The organism is Terrimonas ginsenosidimutans (assembly GCF_022012415.1).
Taxonomy (GTDB): Bacteria; Bacteroidota; Bacteroidia; order Chitinophagales; family Chitinophagaceae; genus Terrimonas_A; species Terrimonas_A ginsenosidimutans.
Map to the genome: position 1 here is coordinate 62687 of NZ_JAKLTR010000013.1, position 18310 is coordinate 80996.

An 18310-nucleotide genomic window follows, 5' to 3' on the forward strand; every position below is an offset into this window, starting at 1 on the left:
CTCCAGGTCAACTCGTTTTTAGTTCAATATGTATTGATGTTCCTTTTTGAGGCGCAGACTGTATATCGGTTTTCCCTTTCAGGTACTCGACACGAGTTTGAATATTTGTCCAGCCAATGCCCCGTGCTCCGTTGAGTATGGAAATATCAAAACCTTTCCCGTCATCTTCGACGGTCAGGCTGATGGTATCTTCCGAATGGCTCAACTGTACTATCGCCGTTTTTGCGGCTGCATGCTTCATGATGTTGTTAAGTAACTCCTGTGAGATGCGGTAAATAGTGATGGCTGTTGTTTGATCAATTGATAAATTTTCCAGGCCGATCGATTGATAAGTTACTTTTAGTGCGCCCGATTGATTTATGTCATTACAAAAATCTTTCAGTGCGGTATCGAGTCCGAACTTTACCAGAGCTTCCGGCATCATGTTGTGTGCTACGCGACGCATTTCTGCGATGGAACTGTCCAGCATGTCCATGCTGCGTTCAAACGCCCGGGCATTTTCGGGCGTCATGATCAGATTTCCTTTCATAGTTGAAAAAGAGTATTTAATGCCTGACAGCATGCCTCCAAGTCCGTCATGAAGGTCTTTTGCCAGACGGGTTCTTTCCTGTTCTTCACCTTTCAATACGGCTTCGGTCGCCGCAAGTTTCTTTTCTGTTTCCAGTTCTGCAATTCTTTGCTCCTGTATTTTCTGTTTCTGCTTATAGTTACGGTAGGCCAGCAAAGAGATGATCACGACTGCAGCACCAGCGGCGAGCAATATCTTATTAAGAAAATTCTTACGCTCGATTGAAAGTTGCTGTACTTTCTGGTTTGCGGTCAAAGCTTTTATCTGCGTCTCTTTTTTCTCTGCTTCGAATTTCTTTTCTATCTCTATTGTATTTTTCTGAATGGTTTCGCTTAACAGACTATCCCCGACACGCGTCGACATACGCAGATATTCTTCTCCTTTTTCAATATCCTGCATGGCAATATAAATACTTGATAAAGTTTCGAGTGTTTTTCTCTTCTCGAAGGCGAGATTGAGCTCGTTGGTAATTGCCAAGCCCTGTTCTCCGTATTTTGCCGCAACGGGATAGTTCCGTTGAAACAGATAATAGATTGCAAGTCCCCTGTAAGAGATCACCAGGCTTTCTTTGGCATCAAGTTCCAGGAATATCTTTTCTGCCTTGGAGAAGTACTTCTCCAATTCACTATAACGGCTTTGTTGTAATGCAATATCTCCAAGATTGAGCATTGAACTTCCCTGCGCATTCAGATCGTGTATTTTAAGACCGATGTTATACGTCTCATTGAATAATGCTTTGGCTTTTTCATACTCATGTTTTCTTGCATAGCTGATGCCAAGATTACTTGCAGCTGTTGCGAGGAATGGTAGATTCTGTACTTTACGGAGATAGGTTACAGCGGCGGTTCCATATTCTATAGCTTTGTCAAATTGCTCAAGACTATAATAGAGCAGTTGCAGAATGTCATTCGCGATAGCCTGCGTCTCTTCGCTGCCATGCCGTTCAAATACTTTCTTGCCTTCTTCGTAGTAACGTATAGCAGATTCAAAGTCGCTCCTGACCCGGTAAGAAGTACCTGTATTGAATAAGGCTTTCCCAAGATTGATGGAATCTTTTGTCTCTCTTGCAATTTCAACCGCTTGCTTGTTCAGAAGCAATGACGAGTCGAATTGTCCCTGCATATTCAGTACAAACGTATAGTTATTGATGTACTTGATGATCCCTGCGGGATAATTTATCTTCCTGCTCAATGCTCCCGCCTCGCGATAATATTGTTTCGCGATTTCAGGATGATTGGATTCATATTGCTGACCGATGTTTATATACAATAATACTTTACCGGAATCTTCCTTTGCCGCCGGAACCAGTTTCAGCAGGCTGTCCAGGTTAGGCAAAGCCTGCCCCTGGCCTATCGCCACGAAGAACAGCAGGAATATAGTGTTGGTTAGTTTTTGCATATAATCAAGCCGGTATACAATTACGGTTAAAATTGCCTGCAGGAAAATCCTCCTTTCAGGTGATTTTTTAAACATGGATGGTTGGACATTTATTTCGCTTATTGCTTTACCCGGGCGGGCCAACGTTTGAAGAAACGGAGGACATGGGCCGATTTTGGAAACCCGGTTTACGCAACTCGTGTTATATTATCTGCATCTGAGCGGCCTTCCTGATCAGAGAGGCCGTATTCTTTGTTGCAAATTTTGCAAGCAGGTTCTTACGGTGGGTGTCTACCGTAGCGGGACTGATAAACAATTGCGCGGCGATCTCATTATTCGTCAATCCTTCCGCAATAAGAGAAAGCACTTCCTTTTCACGTCTTGTAAGAATAGGGTTGTCAGATGTTTCGTCGGATTTTCTGAAGGTAAGTGCGGCGTCAAAGCTGAGATATTGTTTGCCTTTAATCACGGTATTGATGGCATCCAGGATCTCCTGTTGAGTTGCATTTTTCAACACATAACCAGATGCTCCATTGGACAACATCTTTTCAATAAAGCTCTGTTGGTTGAACGTGCTCAGTCCAAGTATGAATATGGAAGGGTAACGTTGTTTAACTTCTTTACAAAGGTCAATGCCGCTTTGATCCGGGAGATTAATATCCATCAGAATGACATCTGGCTGTTCCTGACTGAGGAAGGCCAGGCAGGATGAAGCGCTTGTAGCATGCCCCATCCATTCGATGCCTTTTTCGTGCTGTAAAAGAGAACGGATCCCTTCAATTACCATGTAATGGTCATCGGTTATGAATACTTTAACTGACATGTAGTTTTGGTAGGTTTGCTCGTTGATCCTGTTAAAATACCTCTTTTTCTCAATTTGCAAATAAACGTAACAGGGCGAACCATGTACTCCTGTTTTTCAGTGATTTTTACGCGCTGTCGTTTAGTTAACAGATCGTCCTACACTAGCTCGATAGCCGATGAATGATGGCCGATGGGCGCATTTGAATGGAAGCGATTGCTGCTAATTGGTATAGGGTATTGACACTGGCAGGTATGTGTATTTTCGGCCAACGGCCATAGGTCGTCGAATGAACTTTCGGGAAAATCCTTAACTGAACAACATTGGATTTTTATACAGTGTCGTTTGGTAAGGTATCAACAGCCCGTTATTCCGTCCGGGAAAATTTCATTCACTATGGAATTTAATGCAAATAAGGATCGGGCCTTTGCAATTATGAGAGGTCCGGGCTCTGGAGGTGCTGAATCTGCATCAGGCTGCCCGGCCGGGACAATTTGTTGATCGTTGAACGAAACAATATGAACGCTGCAAAATATCCCGGAGGTTTAATGGCTGTCAATGTGTTGTGACCAGTCTTCCTGTGTCCAGCCACTTTCCGTTAAAAAAATATACTGGATCGTTAAACTTTCCTTTCATTTTCAGCTCTATTAACCCGGGCCGGCCTTCACTTTAACAACAACACAAAACGTAAATCATTTACTATGAAATCAGCGCTCGTAATGTCTGTAAAACAGGCAGGTCTTTATCTCGCGGCAACGCTTTTGATGATCACATCCTGCAAAAAGGATAGCGATCCACCCGATACAACCATCGTTTCAGAAGAAGAAGCTGTAGAAGTTATAACAGCGGGCATCTCTGCGGAGACAGGAGGTTTGGCTGAACAGACGACCAGTGCGGCACGCGTTGCGGGCGTATCCGCACGGATCTTGTGTGGCCAGACGATTGACACAACCTACAGTGGCCAGAATATTCCCGGGGCAACTGTCACTTACAATTACAACGTACACATCAATCGATCGCTGCTATGTAACGCAGGAATTCCGCAGACATTCAATTTTGCTTTGGATGGAAGAATGATCTACGCTACACCGCGAATGTCTTCAGATGATCAAACAATAGCCAGCTTTGCCATAGGAGGATTTCAGCCGGGCTCATCGGTATATACATTCGTCCAGGAATATGAACGCAACGGCATTCAGCAATCAAAAGTAAGGCAACACCGATCTTTCAGTAGTAAACTTGTGATCAGATCCACCGATGTAAAAGTTGATAAGACCACGATGAAAATAATTTCAGGTACCGCAAGTGTTCAATTTTCAGGGACCATCACAGGGGGCAGATCTGTTGACTACAGTGCAACCCTTACCTTCCTGGGAGACAGAAAAGGGTTGCTTACTTTGGGAAACGGGAATACTTACGCTATTCAATGGTAAGGTGGCAGATCCGGCAGGACGTGATATGGAAGGAAAAGATACCGGGGATATACTTAATATGATCCCGGTTGACAATAAAAAGAGAAGCGATGAACAGTATTCATCGCTTCTCTTTTATGAAAACATCATTCAATTGAACGCTGTTCATCGGGAAACAACTTTTCCTTTTTTGTATAGAACCGAAAGAAGGTGTTACTCTTTTTCAGTACTATCGCTACCAACACCATACCTGCGATGAGTATAGCTAGTGTTATTTCCTGGGTCACGTTACGCAGAAGATATACCTCGATCAGTACCAGGGCATGTACAAAGCAGATCACGCGTACGGCAAAGACATGACCGAAGCCATTGTTCGTCAGCAGGTGATGGATATGAGTTCTGTCTGCCTGAAATGGCGAGCCTCCCTTCCATGTGCGAGTGAAGAACACACGCAGTGTATCAAAGACCGGCACGAGTGTAATCCCGAGGACAAAAACCGGGGCATTGGGTAACACAGGGAATGTTGAAAATGTATTTACCTGCAGCAGCCGGACACACAGTACCGATATGGTGAAGCCAAGCACCAGGGAACCCGTGTCTCCCATAAAAATTCTTGCAGGGTTGAAATTGAAATAAAGAAAAGCAAGGACACCGCCGGCAGCGGCAAACGCGATCAGGGCAGTATTTGTATCTCCGCTTAATGTAAGAAAGATCCCGAGTGTGATCAGGCTCATGAATGCCAGGCCGCCGGCCAGACCATCAATACCATCAACAAGATTGAATGCATTTGTAATGCCGACGATAGCAAGGACGGTGAAGAAGAACTGGCTGTACAATGGCAAAGTGTCTATTCCAAATAACCCATTGAATGAGGTGATCCTGATACCCGAGACTGCGATCAGCAACGCAATAGCGATCTGTATCGCAAATTTGTATTTAGCAGAAAGATCTTTAAGGTCGTCCATGATGCCGGTGAACATAAGCGCCAGCAGGGAAAAGAAAAATGCAAGCTGACCGAACTCAGCTGTCAGCGGCAACCAGATCAGGGAAGAAGCAAGAAGGCCGGCCATGATCGCGATCCCCCCCATCGTTGGTACCGGGATCTTGTGTTTTTTGCGTTCATCCGGTATGTCGTAGAGCTTGTAACGCCTGATCAGCTGGATCAATGGAGGAATAGTCAGCAATGTGACGATAAAGGCGGTGACGAAGCTCAACAAGGGAGATTGATAGTCTCCAAGAAAAGAATGCACCTGCAGCAGGTAGAATTGGTTGTTCATGCCGGATCGGTTTCAGACAGATTAAGATATTGGATATGCAAAATAGTTTTAATCGGACTACCGTCCAATAGGATTTTTATTGTGTAAACCCGGTGTTTTTTCACGGAGAATGACCAGAAAAAGAACGGTTTGTTTTAGTGTTTTGTTGTGAGCACAGGCGGGTAGTCATACGCTGATTGCGTTATTTTTGCGCAAATTAATTTGCTATATCTTCTTCACAAGCCATATTAGACAGCCCAATCGAATATTTGAAGGGAGTGGGACCGCAACGGGCGGATCTGCTGAAAAAGGAGCTCAATATCTTCACTTTCCGTGATCTGCTGGAGCTTTTTCCTTACCGGCATGTCGATAAAACACGGGTCAATCTGATCAGGGATTTGATGCCCGGGATGGACTATGTGCAGGTGGCCGTTAAGATCCTGCGCTTTAGCCTGCTGGGTGAAGGCCGCGCTAAGAGGCTGGTGGCGCAGGTTGCAGACTCCACCGGTACCATGGAGCTGGCCTGGTTCCAGGGGATCAGCTGGATCCAGAAAAACCTGGTCGAAGGACAATCATACCTGGTTTATGGCCGGCTTGGTTTTTTTAACCAGATGCCGCAGATCGTGCATCCTGAGACAGAGCCCTGGACGCCAGAGAAAAAAGAAGGCCGGGAATTCCTGGAACCTGTCTATCCGGCTACGGAAAAGCTAAAAACCAGGAACCTCGGCGGACGCCAGCTTGCAAAACTGACCCACGCACTTCTTGCGCAGATCCATGAAAAAGATGTGCAGGAAAATCTTCCGGACAGTATTCTCAGTAAATTGCAACTGATGAGCCGGTACCAGGCTTTCCGGCAAATTCATTTTCCTTCAAGCAACGTTCAATATTCTGCGGCGGTCAGACGTTTAAAGCTTGAGGAACTTTTCCTGGCCCAACTCCGGATGAATTTACTGCGTTCAAAGCGCCACCGGTTCTCCAAAGGAGTTGTGTTTGATAAAGTCGGCGAACAATTCAATACCTTTTATAAGAAATACCTTCCTTTTGATCTCACAGGGGCACAAAAACGCGTACTGCGGGAAATAAGGAACGATTCGGGCAGCGGTAAACAAATGAACCGCCTCTTGCAGGGGGATGTGGGCAGTGGGAAAACCATTGTAGCACTTCTGACCATGCTGCTGGCGGTAGACAATGGCTACCAGGCCTGCCTGATGGCACCAACTGAAATACTGGCAAAACAACATTTTGCCACGATCAGTTCCCTGCTTAAAGAAATGCCGGTTAATGTAGAACTGCTGACCGGCTCTACCAAAACATCTGCGAGAAAAAAGCTGGCAAAAAGCCTGGCTGAAGGCAATCTGGAAATCTTAATCGGCACGCATGCCGTAATTGAAGAAGCGGTACAATTCCAGCGCCTCGGCATGGTGATCATTGACGAGCAACACCGGTTCGGCGTCGCCCAACGCGCAAGACTTTGGGAAAAAGCTGAAATACCACCGCACATACTCGTCATGACAGCTACCCCGATCCCCAGGACACTGGCGATGACTGCTTATGGAGACCTTGACTACAGCGTAATTGATGAATTGCCACCCGGCAGGCAACCTATTACAACAGTTCACCGCTTTGAAACACAGCGGAGCTTTGTAATGAACTTCCTGCAGGCCGAGATTGATAAAGGAAGACAGGCATATATCATTTTTCCGCTGATCGAAGAAAGTGACAAACTCGACTATGAAAACCTTTACCGTGGATATGAGACAGTAAAAACGTATTTCCCCGAGCCTAAATACTGGATCAGTATGGTACATGGGCGGCAACCGGCAGACCAGAAAGAACAAAATATGCAAAGGTTTGTTACGGGTGATACACAGATCATGGTCTCAACTACGGTAATCGAAGTAGGCGTGAATGTCCCGAATGCGAGTGTAATGGTGATAGAGAGCAGTGAGAAATTCGGGCTTTCCCAGCTGCATCAGCTGCGGGGACGCGTTGGCCGGGGAGCGGAAAAAAGCTATTGTGTGCTTTTAACCGGTTCCAAATTAGGTAATGACGCCCGCGAACGCATCAAGATCATGACCTCTACGAGTAACGGATTCGAGATCGCGGAAAAAGATCTCGAATTACGCGGACCAGGTGATATTGAGGGTACCCGACAAAGCGGAATGCTCAGTTTCAAGCTGGCGAATATCGTAGAAGACCGGCCATTGATCGAAGAAGCGAAAGCTGCGGTAGCAGAATTACTCGAAAATGACCCGGATCTTGTTTCGGCCGAAAATTTGCGGCTTAAAAGTTTCCTGCAGCAGCAAAAAGGCAAGATGGCCTGGAGCAAGATCTCCTGATTCAGGAACATACAGGCCCAGACGTTGATGGTTCAAAAGTTTAACAGTTTAAATGTTCAGAAATTTCCCCGCTTTGAACAACGTTTAAACCATCAAACTTTTAAACCTTGAACCAGGTCCTCTCTGAGATTTACCGTTTTTATTGTGTACTTTAATAGAACAATGTTGATGAAGAAACATTTTACAGTCTTCGTACTCCTGCTTGCCATTAGTTTTGACATTGCTGCGCAAAACTATGACAACATAGAATTCGTTGAGAACAAAGGACAGTGGGATAGCCGAGTGAAATTCAGAGGCGAGGTAAGTAATGGTGCCGTATTCGTCCGTTCCTCCGGCTTTACCATATTGCAGCATAACCCACAGGATCTTGCACAGATCGAGGTCGCCCGGCATGGCGGACAATCACCTGAGTCGACCAAAAGAATGCCTGTTCCGGATAAAATGACGCTAAGGTCGCATGCATGGAATGTCGACTTTGTGAATGCGTCTCCCAGTATGCGGGTCCGTCCGGATAAAGCGATCACCACGATCAACAACTATTTTATTGGGAATGACCCGTCGAAATGGGGAGAAGGTTGCCAGATCTTCCAGGCGATCACACTGGAAGAAGTGTACCCGAATGTCGATGTCAGGTATTATACCTACAACGGAACACTCAAATATGACATTATCGCGAAGCCCGGTGCAGACATCAGCCGTATTGCTCTCAAGTATGATGGTGTTGACAAAATACAGGTAAAGAGCAAGCAGTTGGTGCTTTCTACATCGCTTGGCGAAAAGATAGAATCATATCCTTATACTTATCAGGGAACTGCAAAAGGCAGAACGGAGGTATCAGCCAAATATATTGTGAAGGATAACATCGTGAAATTTGACGTGAAAGATTATGATCGTTCTTCCACGCTGATCATTGATCCGTCACTGGTATTCTGCTCTCTTTCTGGAAGTACGGCGAATAACTGGGGCTTTACAGCCACGTATGGTCCTGACGGAAGTTTCTTTGGAGGTGGGATCGTTTTTGACGGCGGATCTTTCCCTGTTTCGCCCGGAGCATTTCAAACATCATTTCAGAATGGTGATGCGGCTGGTGGACCGCCCATTGATATAGGTATCATCAAATTATCCGCAGATGGAAGCCAGCGTCTCTACGCTACTTACCTGGGAGGCAATGGAAATGAACAACCTCACAGTCTTTTTTCTGATGCTCAGGGCAATCTGGTAGTTACCGGACGAACCAGTTCTTCAAACTACCCGGGGCAACTGATCGGTAGCGGCGGTGGATTTGATATCATTGTTACAAAACTTAATGCGACCGGTTCCGGTCTGATCGGCTCAAAGAGGATCGGTGGCGAGCAAAATGACGGTGTAAATATATCAGCGGGAAGGGGCTCGCGGACTTCTCTTCAGCGCAATTATGGAGATGATGGCCGGGGCGAGGTGATCCTGGATGCCGCTGGCAATATCTATGTAGCCGGATGTACACAATCTACCAGCGCGAACCCTGGCGCTGCATTTCCTACAACTGCTGGAGCTTTTCAGCGGAATTTCGGAGGTGGCGGTCAGGACGGTGTCATAATGAAATTTACACCGGATGTTGGCGTAATGACCTTTTCCAGTTACCTGGGAGGCTCCGGGAATGATGCGGCTTATGTGCTCAAGCTTGCGCCTTCAGGTGACATATTTGTCGCGGGTGGTACAGCCAGTGCTGATTTCCCCGGGAACAGGACCGGAACTGTCGGACCTAATTTTAATCCGGGCAGTACAACAGATGCAAGTATTGATGGCTTTATAGCACAGATCACCAACAACGGATCTGCCATTATACGATCAACTTATCTTGGAACAAATGCTGCCGACCAGGTATATGGTATCCAGTTTGACAAAAATGGATTTCCCTATGTGACCGGGCAGACGGAAGGTGCGTGGCCGGTGCAGAATGCTCCTTATTCAGAAACCAACGGCAAACAGTTTATTGCTAAACTGGAGCCGGATCTTTCCGGATATGTCTATAGCACCGTATTCGGCAAGGGAGATGCCCGCCCTGATATTTCGATCACTGCTTTTCTTGTTGATCGTTGCGAAAACGTTTATGTGTCCGGCTGGGGATCAAGTGCCAGTGGTGATCCTTACCAGAGTGCCGGTACGACGCGGCTGGGTGTTACACCCGATGCCTACCGTGCCACTACCGATGGAAGTGACTTTTATTTCTTTGTACTGCAACGGAATGCTTCGGCGAGACTGTATGCTTCGTTCTTTGGTCAGGTAAATGGCGCGTATGGTGATCACGTAGATGGTGGTACCAGCCGCTTTGATCCAAACGGAGTGATCTACCAGGGGGTTTGTGCGAATTGTGAGGGAGGGGCCGCATTCCCCGTAACTCCGGGTGCCTGGGGCCAGGTCAATGGAGCGCTGCCACGGGGATGTAATCTCGGCATGATCAAAATGGCGTTCAACCTTGCCGGCGTCGGCGCTTCCGTTGGCGCAGCTATCGGAGGTGTGCCTAATGATACCGCTGGATGTGTGCCGTTAACGGTGGATTTTACAGACCAGGTGAGAAATGCGACAGAATACATCTGGAACTTTGGTGACGGAACAGCGGATGTCGGCCCGCTTCCTGCTGCTACCGGCTACACGCAAAGCCATACATTTATGAATGTCGGCAACTATCGCGTGATGCTGATCGCGATCGACCCTAACAGTTGTAATGAAAGAGATACCGCTTATATCAACATTCGGGTCGGAGATCTTAAAGCTAATATGGCGCTAAGCTTCGATAAGGTTGGAGCCTGTACGGCGCTGGATTACCAGTTCAATAACCTGTCCACCACAAATCCCATCAGACCATTTACAGATACATCATTTATCTGGGATTTCGGCGACGGAAGCCCGCGTATAAGAGCTGGTCTTACTCCTGTTCCGCACACATTCCCGGCTCCCGGCTCGTACACCATTCAATTGATATTGAATGACACTACCTATTGCAATAACCCGGAGATCCTGGACACGGTGATCCGTGTTGCTGCGAACGTAGATGCATTATTTGACACGCCTCCGACAGGATGCGCACCATATACCGCAATTTTTACCAATACTTCAGTTGGAGGAGTAACGTTCGAATGGAATTTTGGGGATCCTGCTTCGGGAGCCAATAACACATCCACACTGGTCAACCCGACACACGATTTCGCAGTTCCCGGAACTTACACCATCACCATGGTAGCCAATGACCCGAATACGTGTAACAGAACTGATACCGTAAGGTACACAATCATCGTATATGATAAGCCGGCAGCTAACTTCACATACACACCGATAGCTCCGGTGGTGAATACGCCAAACGTTTTCAATAATACATCTTCAGCAAATGCTGTACGATTCAAATGGCTTTTTGGAGACGGCGATTCATTGTTGACCACGTCAAGATCACCGGTAACACACCAGTACAATGCAACCGGTACGTTCAATGCCTGTCTTATAGCATTCAATGCCCTGGATTGTACTGATACATTGTGTATGCAGGTGAGCACGATCATTGTTCCTGCGCTCGATGTTCCAAACGCGTTCACACCAAACAGCGGCGATATTAACAGCGTGGTCATGCCAAAAGGATTTGGTATCTCTAAAATGAGGTTTATCATTTACAACCGCTGGGGACAAAAAGTATTTCAGACAGAGAACCGTTCGCAGGGATGGGACGGCCGTGTGAAAGGCGTTGTTCAGCCAATGGATGTATATGCTTATACGCTCGAAGTTGAATTCTTCGATGGAACGAAAGCCAGTCGAAAAGGTGATATAACATTGATCAGATAGATATATTGAAAGAATTGGGCTTTAGCCTGTTTACCGATAAACCATCCGGCCTGTAGTAGCAAACCGGGAAAAGGAGGATCAGAGATATGAAGGAACTAAAAAGACTCGCATTCATGATATGTATTGGCTGTGCCGCGGTGCCGTCAATACACGCACAGGATCTGCATTTCTCACAGTTTATGAATTCCCCACTGGTAACTAATCCGGCCAACACAGGGTTTATACCAGAGGGAGACTATCGACTCGGTGCAAACTTCCGGAATCAGTGGTCTTCCGTGATGGCGATCCCCTATAAGACCATGAGCGCCTTCGGCGATGTTCAGATTGCAGAACGGGATAATAGCTGGGTTGGCGTTGGTGGTGTGATCATGCGGGATGTTGCGGGCAGTGGCAATCTTACGTCAACCAAAGTGTATGGCTCTGTGGCTTATCACCAGATGCTGAATCTGGGAAGCCTGCTGAGTATGGGTTTCAATGTTGGCTGGTCTAACAAACAGATCAATGTCACCAACCTGAAATTTCCAGATCAGTTCGACGGCCATTTCTTCGATAGTCATTTACCAACCAGCGTTGCCCTTGCCGCCAATAATATCAGCTATCTTGACATACAGGCTGGCTTGAACTATGCGTTTTTCCCTGATGAAAGAACCTATTTCAATGTGGGCTTTTCTACGATGCATATCAACCGGCCACGTGAATCTTTCTTTGCTGAACAGCCCGGGATCAGCAACAGGATCCCTGTTCGTCATACGGCATTTATAAACGGAAGTTTCAAACTGAACGACCAGTGGATCATTAATCCTAACAGCTATTTCTCTCTGCAGGCGAAATCCTATGAATGGCTGCTCGGCGCCAATGCACGGTATAATCTTTCCGGTGATGGTGAAAATATCCTGATCGGAGGATTGTATTACCGGAACAGTGATGCTATCATTCCCATGGTTGGGCTGGGCTACAAGGATTTTGTGTTCACGTTCACCTATGACGCCACGATCTCAACACTGAAGAACTATAACAACAGCAGGGGGGCATTTGAGCTTTCACTGGTGAAAGAAGGTTTGTTTGATCAGTATAAAGGCAACAGGAGAGAAGCCATGTGCCCGTCTTTCAAAACCTATTGAACAGCTTCGATTAATCTTGATAATCAACTGGCATAAGCAAGCATCACGAGATGAACGGAAAGAGCGCAACGGAATCACCTGTTAAAGAGGGATTCGTTGCGCTCTTTGCAGCTCCTGACATTGTTCCTGCGGCGCCCTGTCTGTAAGCGGGCGGCTATGGGAAAGTAGGAGGGAAACCCGTCGGACTTAGCAGGATCAGGAACAAAAGTTGGGGATGGAAGGTTTGGTGGGTTTGGTAAGTTTAAAAGTTTAAAGATTAGTATATCACAGAAGGTTTAATAAGTCCCGGGGCTCTATACCTTCCCGGGCGGGGTAATATGCACATCGCGCACTGCGATCCATTCACCGCCGCGCGCTACGATCCATATACCCGTCGCGCACGCTAATTCATTCATAGCCGCGCGCGCAGGCCAGAAATGGGCATACGACAGCAACCGCATTGCTGCGTTTGACTGTCGTCGCCCACTTTTCAATTGTATCATTCCACAATTCCTATCTCATTCTTCTTTGTTTTGATCATAGATGCAATAAAAAAACGCACCGCCCTTTTCAGGACTGCCCTCCTCCACCAGTCCTGAAAATGACGGTGACTAAGAAATTTCTCTGTTGTAAAGATCGCTTTAGGCTAAAGCGAATCCATGGGAAAAACACAGGATCTTCCGGGAAAATAACGGGAGTATGGCGGTGAATAAACGACAGGTAACATAGGCTGAAGAACTCATTGCATCAACTTTTGCACCTGATCCTTTTTTGCGGCCTCTTCAATATTTCCTAAATGTGTCGGCCGGCAGGCCAACCATCGCACATTTTCCCGATTTTTACACCATGAACAACCTGAAGAGAGAGCATATCCAGGCTTTCAAAGAGATCTGTGGCGACAACTACATATTTGTTGACGAAGAATCGCTGCAGCACTATTCCCATGATGAAACAGAAACGTTGAGCTTTCTTCCCGACGTGGTCGTTAAACCCAGAACCGCGCAGGAGATCAGTGCGATCATGAAGATCTGTAATGAACACCGCATCCCTGTTACACCGAGAGGTGCCGGTACAGGCCTGAGCGGTGGTGCATTGCCGCATCTGGGAGGAGTATTGCTGTCGACTGAAAGGATGAACACCATCATTGAGATTGACGAAAGAAATCTACAGGTGACTACCGAACCGGGCGTGATAACTGAAGTGCTGCAGGATGCAGTAAAAGCCAGGGGATTGTTCTATCCCCCGGATCCGAGCAGCCGTGGCTCCTGCTTTATCGGAGGCAATATCGCTGAGAACAGTGGTGGCCCCAAAGCGGTGAAATATGGTGTGGTGCGGGACTATGTGCTGAACCTGGAAATAGTACTGCCTTCCGGCGATATTATCTGGACAGGTGCCAATGTATTGAAAAATTCCACTGGTTATAATCTTACACAGCTGATCGTCGGAAGTGAAGGCACACTTGGGATTGTTACCAAAATAGTGCTGAAGCTGATCCCGCTTCCAAAATATGATCTGCTGATGCTGGTGCCTTTTGCGTCTCTCGAAAAAGCCAGCGAAGCGGTGAGCGCCATCTTCCGGGCCGGCTTTACGCCCAGCGCACTCGAATTGGTGGAGATAGACGCCCTGCAGATCGTCAGCCGTATGGTGGATAGCTACGCAGTACCCGTAAGCGATGATATTGCTGCTCACCTGATCATTGAAGTGGACGGCAATAATATGGATATCCTCATGAGCGAGATGGAACAGATCGCAGAGCTGATGATGCAATATGAAGGCGGCGAAGTTTTCTTTGCAGACGACGCGCAGCAAAAAGCGGAGCTCTGGAAGCTGCGCAGACGTACCGCGGAAGCAGTAAAGATCGCCGGTTATACCATCGAAGAAGACACCGTCGTTCCCCGGGCGGAATTGCCTGCATTGGTGAAAGGCGTAAAAGAGCTGGGGAAACAACAGGGTTTTCATGCGGTTTGCTATGGTCATGCCGGTGACGGCAACCTCCATATCCGCATCAAAAAAGAGGGTACACCAGACAGTTACGGAGACGAGGCAATGACAAAAAGCCTGCGTGATCTGTTCGAACTTACCCGTAGTCTGGGAGGAACGATCAGCGGTGAACACGGTGTAGGCCTCATCCAAAAGCCTTATGTCGATATCGTATTTGACCCGGTTCAACTTGCGCTGATGAAAGGGATCAAAAAAACATTTGACCCCAATAATATCCTGAATGCAGGAAAAATCTTCGATGCCTGAATATGAATGAAACACTAACACCACAGGAGAAGCGCCAGCTTAAGACCATCCGGCTGATCTTTATCGCAATGGCTGCATTTTTATGTTTTATGTTGCTGGGAGCGATCGTTTTTGTAACGGCTGAAGGGCCTCTGCAACCTGACATAAATGTACACCGCACCTGGTTGCTGGTGGCGTCCGTTTCGTTAACTTTTATCTGCGGATGGATTGGCAGAAGGCATTTCCTGAAAACCACGCAGATGGCGAAGAATTCATCGGAACCATTATCTGCGAAGCTTACGAAATATCAATCGTCATTGATCGTTTATCTGGCATTGATAGAAGCGCCGGTACTCTTTTGCATTGTATTGCTGCTGCTCACCAGCGACTCATTCTACCAGATCTTCGGCGCAGCATTGCTGGGGTCCTTTCTGGTAAAATATCCACGTGAAGAAAGGGTATTAGGTCAGTTGACATAGCGAAGTATAGATTTGATAAACAAAAAACAACTTAGATGAAAAAGACCGTTATTCTGCTTTTAACAGCTTCTTTATTCGTCTTGTCTGTGAAGGCACAGGATGAGGATGCAGAGAAAAAGGGGTTTAAGAAAGAAAACCTGTTTACCGGGGGTAGCCTCACTGTTTCGTTTTTTAACAGCCAGACAGTGCTTGGCACAAATCCGATCTTTGGTTATAAACTTGCAGATTGGGTAGATGCGGGCGTTGTGGTCAATTATGTTTATAGCAGCATCCGCAATTATCGTGGAGTGCCGGGTGATAAACTCAGGCAAACCACTTTCGGTCCCGGCGTATTCACCCGCCTGTACCCCGTGAACTTCCTGTTTGCCCAGGCACAATATGAAAAGAACTTTTTCAATGTTAAATATATTCCCTCTGGTGCAGGCTCGGCAACGTTCAAGGAAACGGGCAACGCACCTTCATTCCTGCTGGGCGGCGGTTTTGCGTCGGGAAGGCAACCGGGATCGAATACCTTTTTTTATATCGCGGTATTATTCGACGTGATCAAAGATGTGAACTCACCTTATGTGAATGTTGTGTATGATCCCGCAAACCCTTCTTCATACGTGGTGGATATGGTGCCGATCATCCGGGCCGGAGTGAATGTCGGCCTTTTCCAGAATCGCTACAGGTAACCATTGCGTGTTTATGCGGGTCAGTCAAAAATTGACTGATTACATTTTTGTTTACCTTCAGAAAATTTTAACCCTCACCGGGTTGCTAAAAACTGTCTTATGTCCGCAGGTCTGTTATTCTCTTTCGTTATAGGTTACTTCGTTTTGTTATTGATCGTTGCCTGGTATACATCACGCAATTCCAATAATGACTCTTTCTTTATCGGTAACCGTAACAGTAACTGGATCCTTGTAGCCTTCGGTATGATCGGAACGTCGCTTTCCGGTGTAACTTTCGTGAGTGTACCCGGGGCAGTCGGCAAACCTTTCGGTGCGGGATATGAGGGCTTCACCTATTTCCAGATAGTGATCGGATATATCATTGGCTATTTTATCATCGCCTATGTATTATTGCCGCTTTACTACCGGCTGAATCTGACTTCCATTTATAGTTATCTGAATACGAGGCTTGGGTTTGTGTCTTATAAAACCGGCTCCAGTTTTTTTATTCTTTCGAGAACACTTGGCGCAACCGCCAGGCTTTACCTCGTGGTAAAAATTCTGCAGGATTCTATCCTCTCCAGCTTTGGAATGCCGTTCTGGCTTACCACACTCATCATCCTGCTGATGATCTTATTGTATACGTTTGAAGGGGGTGTTAAAACGATCGTGTGGACGGATACACTCCAGACAACCTGTATGCTTGCAGGTCTTATCATCTGTGTGATCTATATTCTCCAGGCAATGAACCTTAGTTTCGGAGAAGGCCTCGCAGCAATGAAGGAAAGCAAACTCACCGACATATTTGTTTGGGATCCCTCCAGCAGGCTATTCTTTGTAAAGCAAATACTGGCGGGGGCATTCATTACTATTACGATGACAGGCATGGATCAGGAGATGATGCAAAAAAATATCAGTGTAAAGAATTTGTCAGATTCAAGAAAGAACATGCTGACTTTCTCTTTCATACAGGGCGGTGTGGTACTCCTGTTCCTGTTTCTTGGCGGATTGCTATACCTCTATGCGGGAACAAATGGAGTGAACGTTCCGCCGGACAAACTTTTCCCAACGATCGCACTTGGCTCCGGAATGCCTCCTGTGATCTCCGTCATTTTTATCATTGCCCTCATCTCAGCCTTATTCCCGAGTGCTGATGGAGCAATTACCGCACTTACTTCATCCTTTTGTATTGATATTCTTGGAATGAAAAGAAGAGCGGACTGGGATGAAAAGAAACAAAGTAAAACACGTAAATCCGTTCACCTGATCTTCGCGGCAGTCTTCCTTCTATTCGTTATGATCTTTAAGGCAGTTGACAGCCCCAGTATGATCACGGTGATATTAAAAGTGGCGGGTTATACCTATGGTCCGTTGCTGGGTCTGTTTATTTTTGGGATTATCACTAAGCGCAGTGTGAACGATAAACTTGTTCCGGCGATAGCAATAGCAGCTCCGTTATTATGCCTTGTGATCGATTACAACCAGAAAAGCCTGTTTGGGGGCTTTGAGATTGGGCTGGAGCTGATCATTATCAATGGCTTGCTGACATTTATAGGCCTGTGGATGATCTCCAAAAAACAGCAACCCGTGGCTCAATAGCGGGCGAATGGCGTTAACTTTGTGAAAAGTTAATCCCGTGGATCTCATCAACCCTCTTGTTCAATCTTATGCTGAAAAGTATTCTTCCCCGGAAGATGCACTGCTGCAAGAGATAGCAGAATATACCACACACCAACATTCCGAGCCGCATATGCTCAGCGGCCATCTGCAGGGTAAATTGCTGGAGATGGTGAGCCATATGATCAAACCCAGAAGGATCCTCGAGATAGGCACCTTCACAGGGTACAGCGCATTGTGTCTTGCAAAAGGACTACAGCAGGATGGAGTACTCCACACGATCGAACTGCGGGAGAAAGATGCAGCCATAGCTCGAGCTTATTTTGACCGTTCTGTTTACCAGGATCAGATCATCCTGCACAATGGCACAGCAAAAGATATCATTCCCACATTGACGGAGACATGGGATCTGGTATTCATCGATGCCGATAAAGTCTCGTATACCGAATATTTGGAATTGGTTTTGCCTGATTTAAGGCAAAACGGTTTTATATTAGCCGATAATATTTTCTTTCATGGAGAAGTACTTACCGAACCCGTGAAAGGCAAAAGCGCCAAAGCTATCCAGGCTTTTAACGAAGCGGTGATGAAAAGAGACGATATTGATAAAATGATCATTACCCTGCGTGACGGGCTTTACCTGCTACGCAAACTGTGATAAAAGAATATTC

Annotated in this window: 12 protein-coding genes; 9 read left to right on the forward strand and 3 right to left on the reverse strand. The window is 46.5% G+C overall.

Annotation, left to right across the window (positions count from 1 at the left end):
- Positions 1-7: 7 nt before the first annotated feature.
- Together LZZ85_RS18995 and LZZ85_RS19000 are read right to left on the reverse strand one after the other, a co-directional pair.
- Entirely contained in the window at positions 8-1966 is a 1959-nt protein-coding gene (locus LZZ85_RS18995; RefSeq protein ID WP_237874932.1) for a tetratricopeptide repeat-containing sensor histidine kinase, read from the reverse strand.
- A gap of 181 nt (positions 1967-2147) precedes the next feature.
- The gene (locus tag LZZ85_RS19000; RefSeq protein WP_237874933.1) at positions 2148-2768 is read right to left on the reverse strand and encodes a response regulator; all 621 of its coding nucleotides are present in this window, start codon (positions 2766-2768) and stop codon (positions 2148-2150) included.
- Positions 2769-3448: 680 nt separating this feature from the next.
- Between LZZ85_RS19000 and LZZ85_RS19005 the strand changes: the two genes are divergently transcribed.
- Positions 3449-4180 carry a hypothetical protein gene (locus LZZ85_RS19005; protein ID WP_237874934.1) on the forward strand — a complete coding sequence of 244 codons (732 nt, stop codon included), beginning with the start codon at positions 3449-3451 and terminating at the stop codon, positions 4178-4180.
- A 125-nt stretch (positions 4181-4305) separates the two neighbouring features.
- Here LZZ85_RS19005 and LZZ85_RS19010 read toward each other — a convergent pair whose 3' ends face one another.
- The gene (locus LZZ85_RS19010) at positions 4306-5436 is read right to left on the reverse strand and encodes a glycosyltransferase family 4 protein (RefSeq protein ID WP_237874935.1); all 1131 of its coding nucleotides are present in this window, start codon (positions 5434-5436) and stop codon (positions 4306-4308) included.
- 224 nt (positions 5437-5660) lie between these two features.
- On the opposite strand from LZZ85_RS19010, the gene recG reads away from it, so the two are divergent.
- From recG to LZZ85_RS19050, 8 genes are all read left to right on the forward strand, one after another.
- On the forward strand, positions 5661-7754 hold the full coding sequence (gene recG, locus LZZ85_RS19015) for an ATP-dependent DNA helicase RecG (RefSeq protein WP_349291751.1): 2094 nt from the start codon (positions 5661-5663) through the stop codon (positions 7752-7754).
- A 168-nt stretch (positions 7755-7922) separates the two neighbouring features.
- Complete coding sequence (locus LZZ85_RS19020; protein WP_237874936.1) at positions 7923-11564, forward strand: DUF7948 domain-containing protein; 3642 nt, start codon at positions 7923-7925, stop codon at positions 11562-11564.
- An 86-nt stretch (positions 11565-11650) separates the two neighbouring features.
- The gene (locus tag LZZ85_RS19025) at positions 11651-12685 is read left to right on the forward strand and encodes a PorP/SprF family type IX secretion system membrane protein (RefSeq protein ID WP_237874937.1); all 1035 of its coding nucleotides are present in this window, start codon (positions 11651-11653) and stop codon (positions 12683-12685) included.
- Positions 12686-13510: 825 nt separating this feature from the next.
- Positions 13511-14911 carry an FAD-binding oxidoreductase gene (locus LZZ85_RS19030; RefSeq protein ID WP_237874938.1) on the forward strand — a complete coding sequence of 467 codons (1401 nt, stop codon included), beginning with the start codon at positions 13511-13513 and terminating at the stop codon, positions 14909-14911.
- Positions 14912-14913: 2 nt separating this feature from the next.
- Complete coding sequence (locus tag LZZ85_RS19035) at positions 14914-15369, forward strand: hypothetical protein (RefSeq protein WP_237874939.1); 456 nt, start codon at positions 14914-14916, stop codon at positions 15367-15369.
- A gap of 35 nt (positions 15370-15404) precedes the next feature.
- Positions 15405-16043 carry a hypothetical protein gene (locus LZZ85_RS19040; RefSeq protein WP_237874940.1) on the forward strand — a complete coding sequence of 213 codons (639 nt, stop codon included), beginning with the start codon at positions 15405-15407 and terminating at the stop codon, positions 16041-16043.
- Positions 16044-16142: 99 nt separating this feature from the next.
- Positions 16143-17621 carry a sodium:solute symporter gene (locus LZZ85_RS19045; RefSeq protein WP_237874941.1) on the forward strand — a complete coding sequence of 493 codons (1479 nt, stop codon included), beginning with the start codon at positions 16143-16145 and terminating at the stop codon, positions 17619-17621.
- A gap of 37 nt (positions 17622-17658) precedes the next feature.
- Positions 17659-18297, forward strand: a complete 639-nt coding sequence (locus LZZ85_RS19050; protein WP_237874942.1) for an O-methyltransferase — start codon at positions 17659-17661, stop codon at positions 18295-18297.
- Positions 18298-18310: the final 13 nt, after the last annotated feature.

Coding starts and splice junctions, on each gene's coding strand:
- LZZ85_RS19045 (WP_237874941.1), top strand. CDS start 16,143: ATGTCCGCAGGTCTGTTATTCTCTTTCGTTATAGGTTACTTCGTTTTG.
- LZZ85_RS19005 (WP_237874934.1), top strand. CDS start 3,449: ATGAAATCAGCGCTCGTAATGTCTGTAAAACAGGCAGGTCTTTATCTC.
- LZZ85_RS18995 (WP_237874932.1), bottom strand. CDS start 1,966: ATGCAAAAACTAACCAACACTATATTCCTGCTGTTCTTCGTGGCGATA.
- LZZ85_RS19020 (WP_237874936.1), top strand. CDS start 7,923: ATGAAGAAACATTTTACAGTCTTCGTACTCCTGCTTGCCATTAGTTTT.
- LZZ85_RS19030 (WP_237874938.1), top strand. CDS start 13,511: ATGAACAACCTGAAGAGAGAGCATATCCAGGCTTTCAAAGAGATCTGT.
- LZZ85_RS19000 (WP_237874933.1), bottom strand. CDS start 2,768: ATGTCAGTTAAAGTATTCATAACCGATGACCATTACATGGTAATTGAA.
- LZZ85_RS19035 (WP_237874939.1), top strand. CDS start 14,914: ATGAATGAAACACTAACACCACAGGAGAAGCGCCAGCTTAAGACCATC.
- LZZ85_RS19040 (WP_237874940.1), top strand. CDS start 15,405: ATGAAAAAGACCGTTATTCTGCTTTTAACAGCTTCTTTATTCGTCTTG.
- LZZ85_RS19010 (WP_237874935.1), bottom strand. CDS start 5,436: ATGAACAACCAATTCTACCTGCTGCAGGTGCATTCTTTTCTTGGAGAC.
- LZZ85_RS19025 (WP_237874937.1), top strand. CDS start 11,651: ATGAAGGAACTAAAAAGACTCGCATTCATGATATGTATTGGCTGTGCC.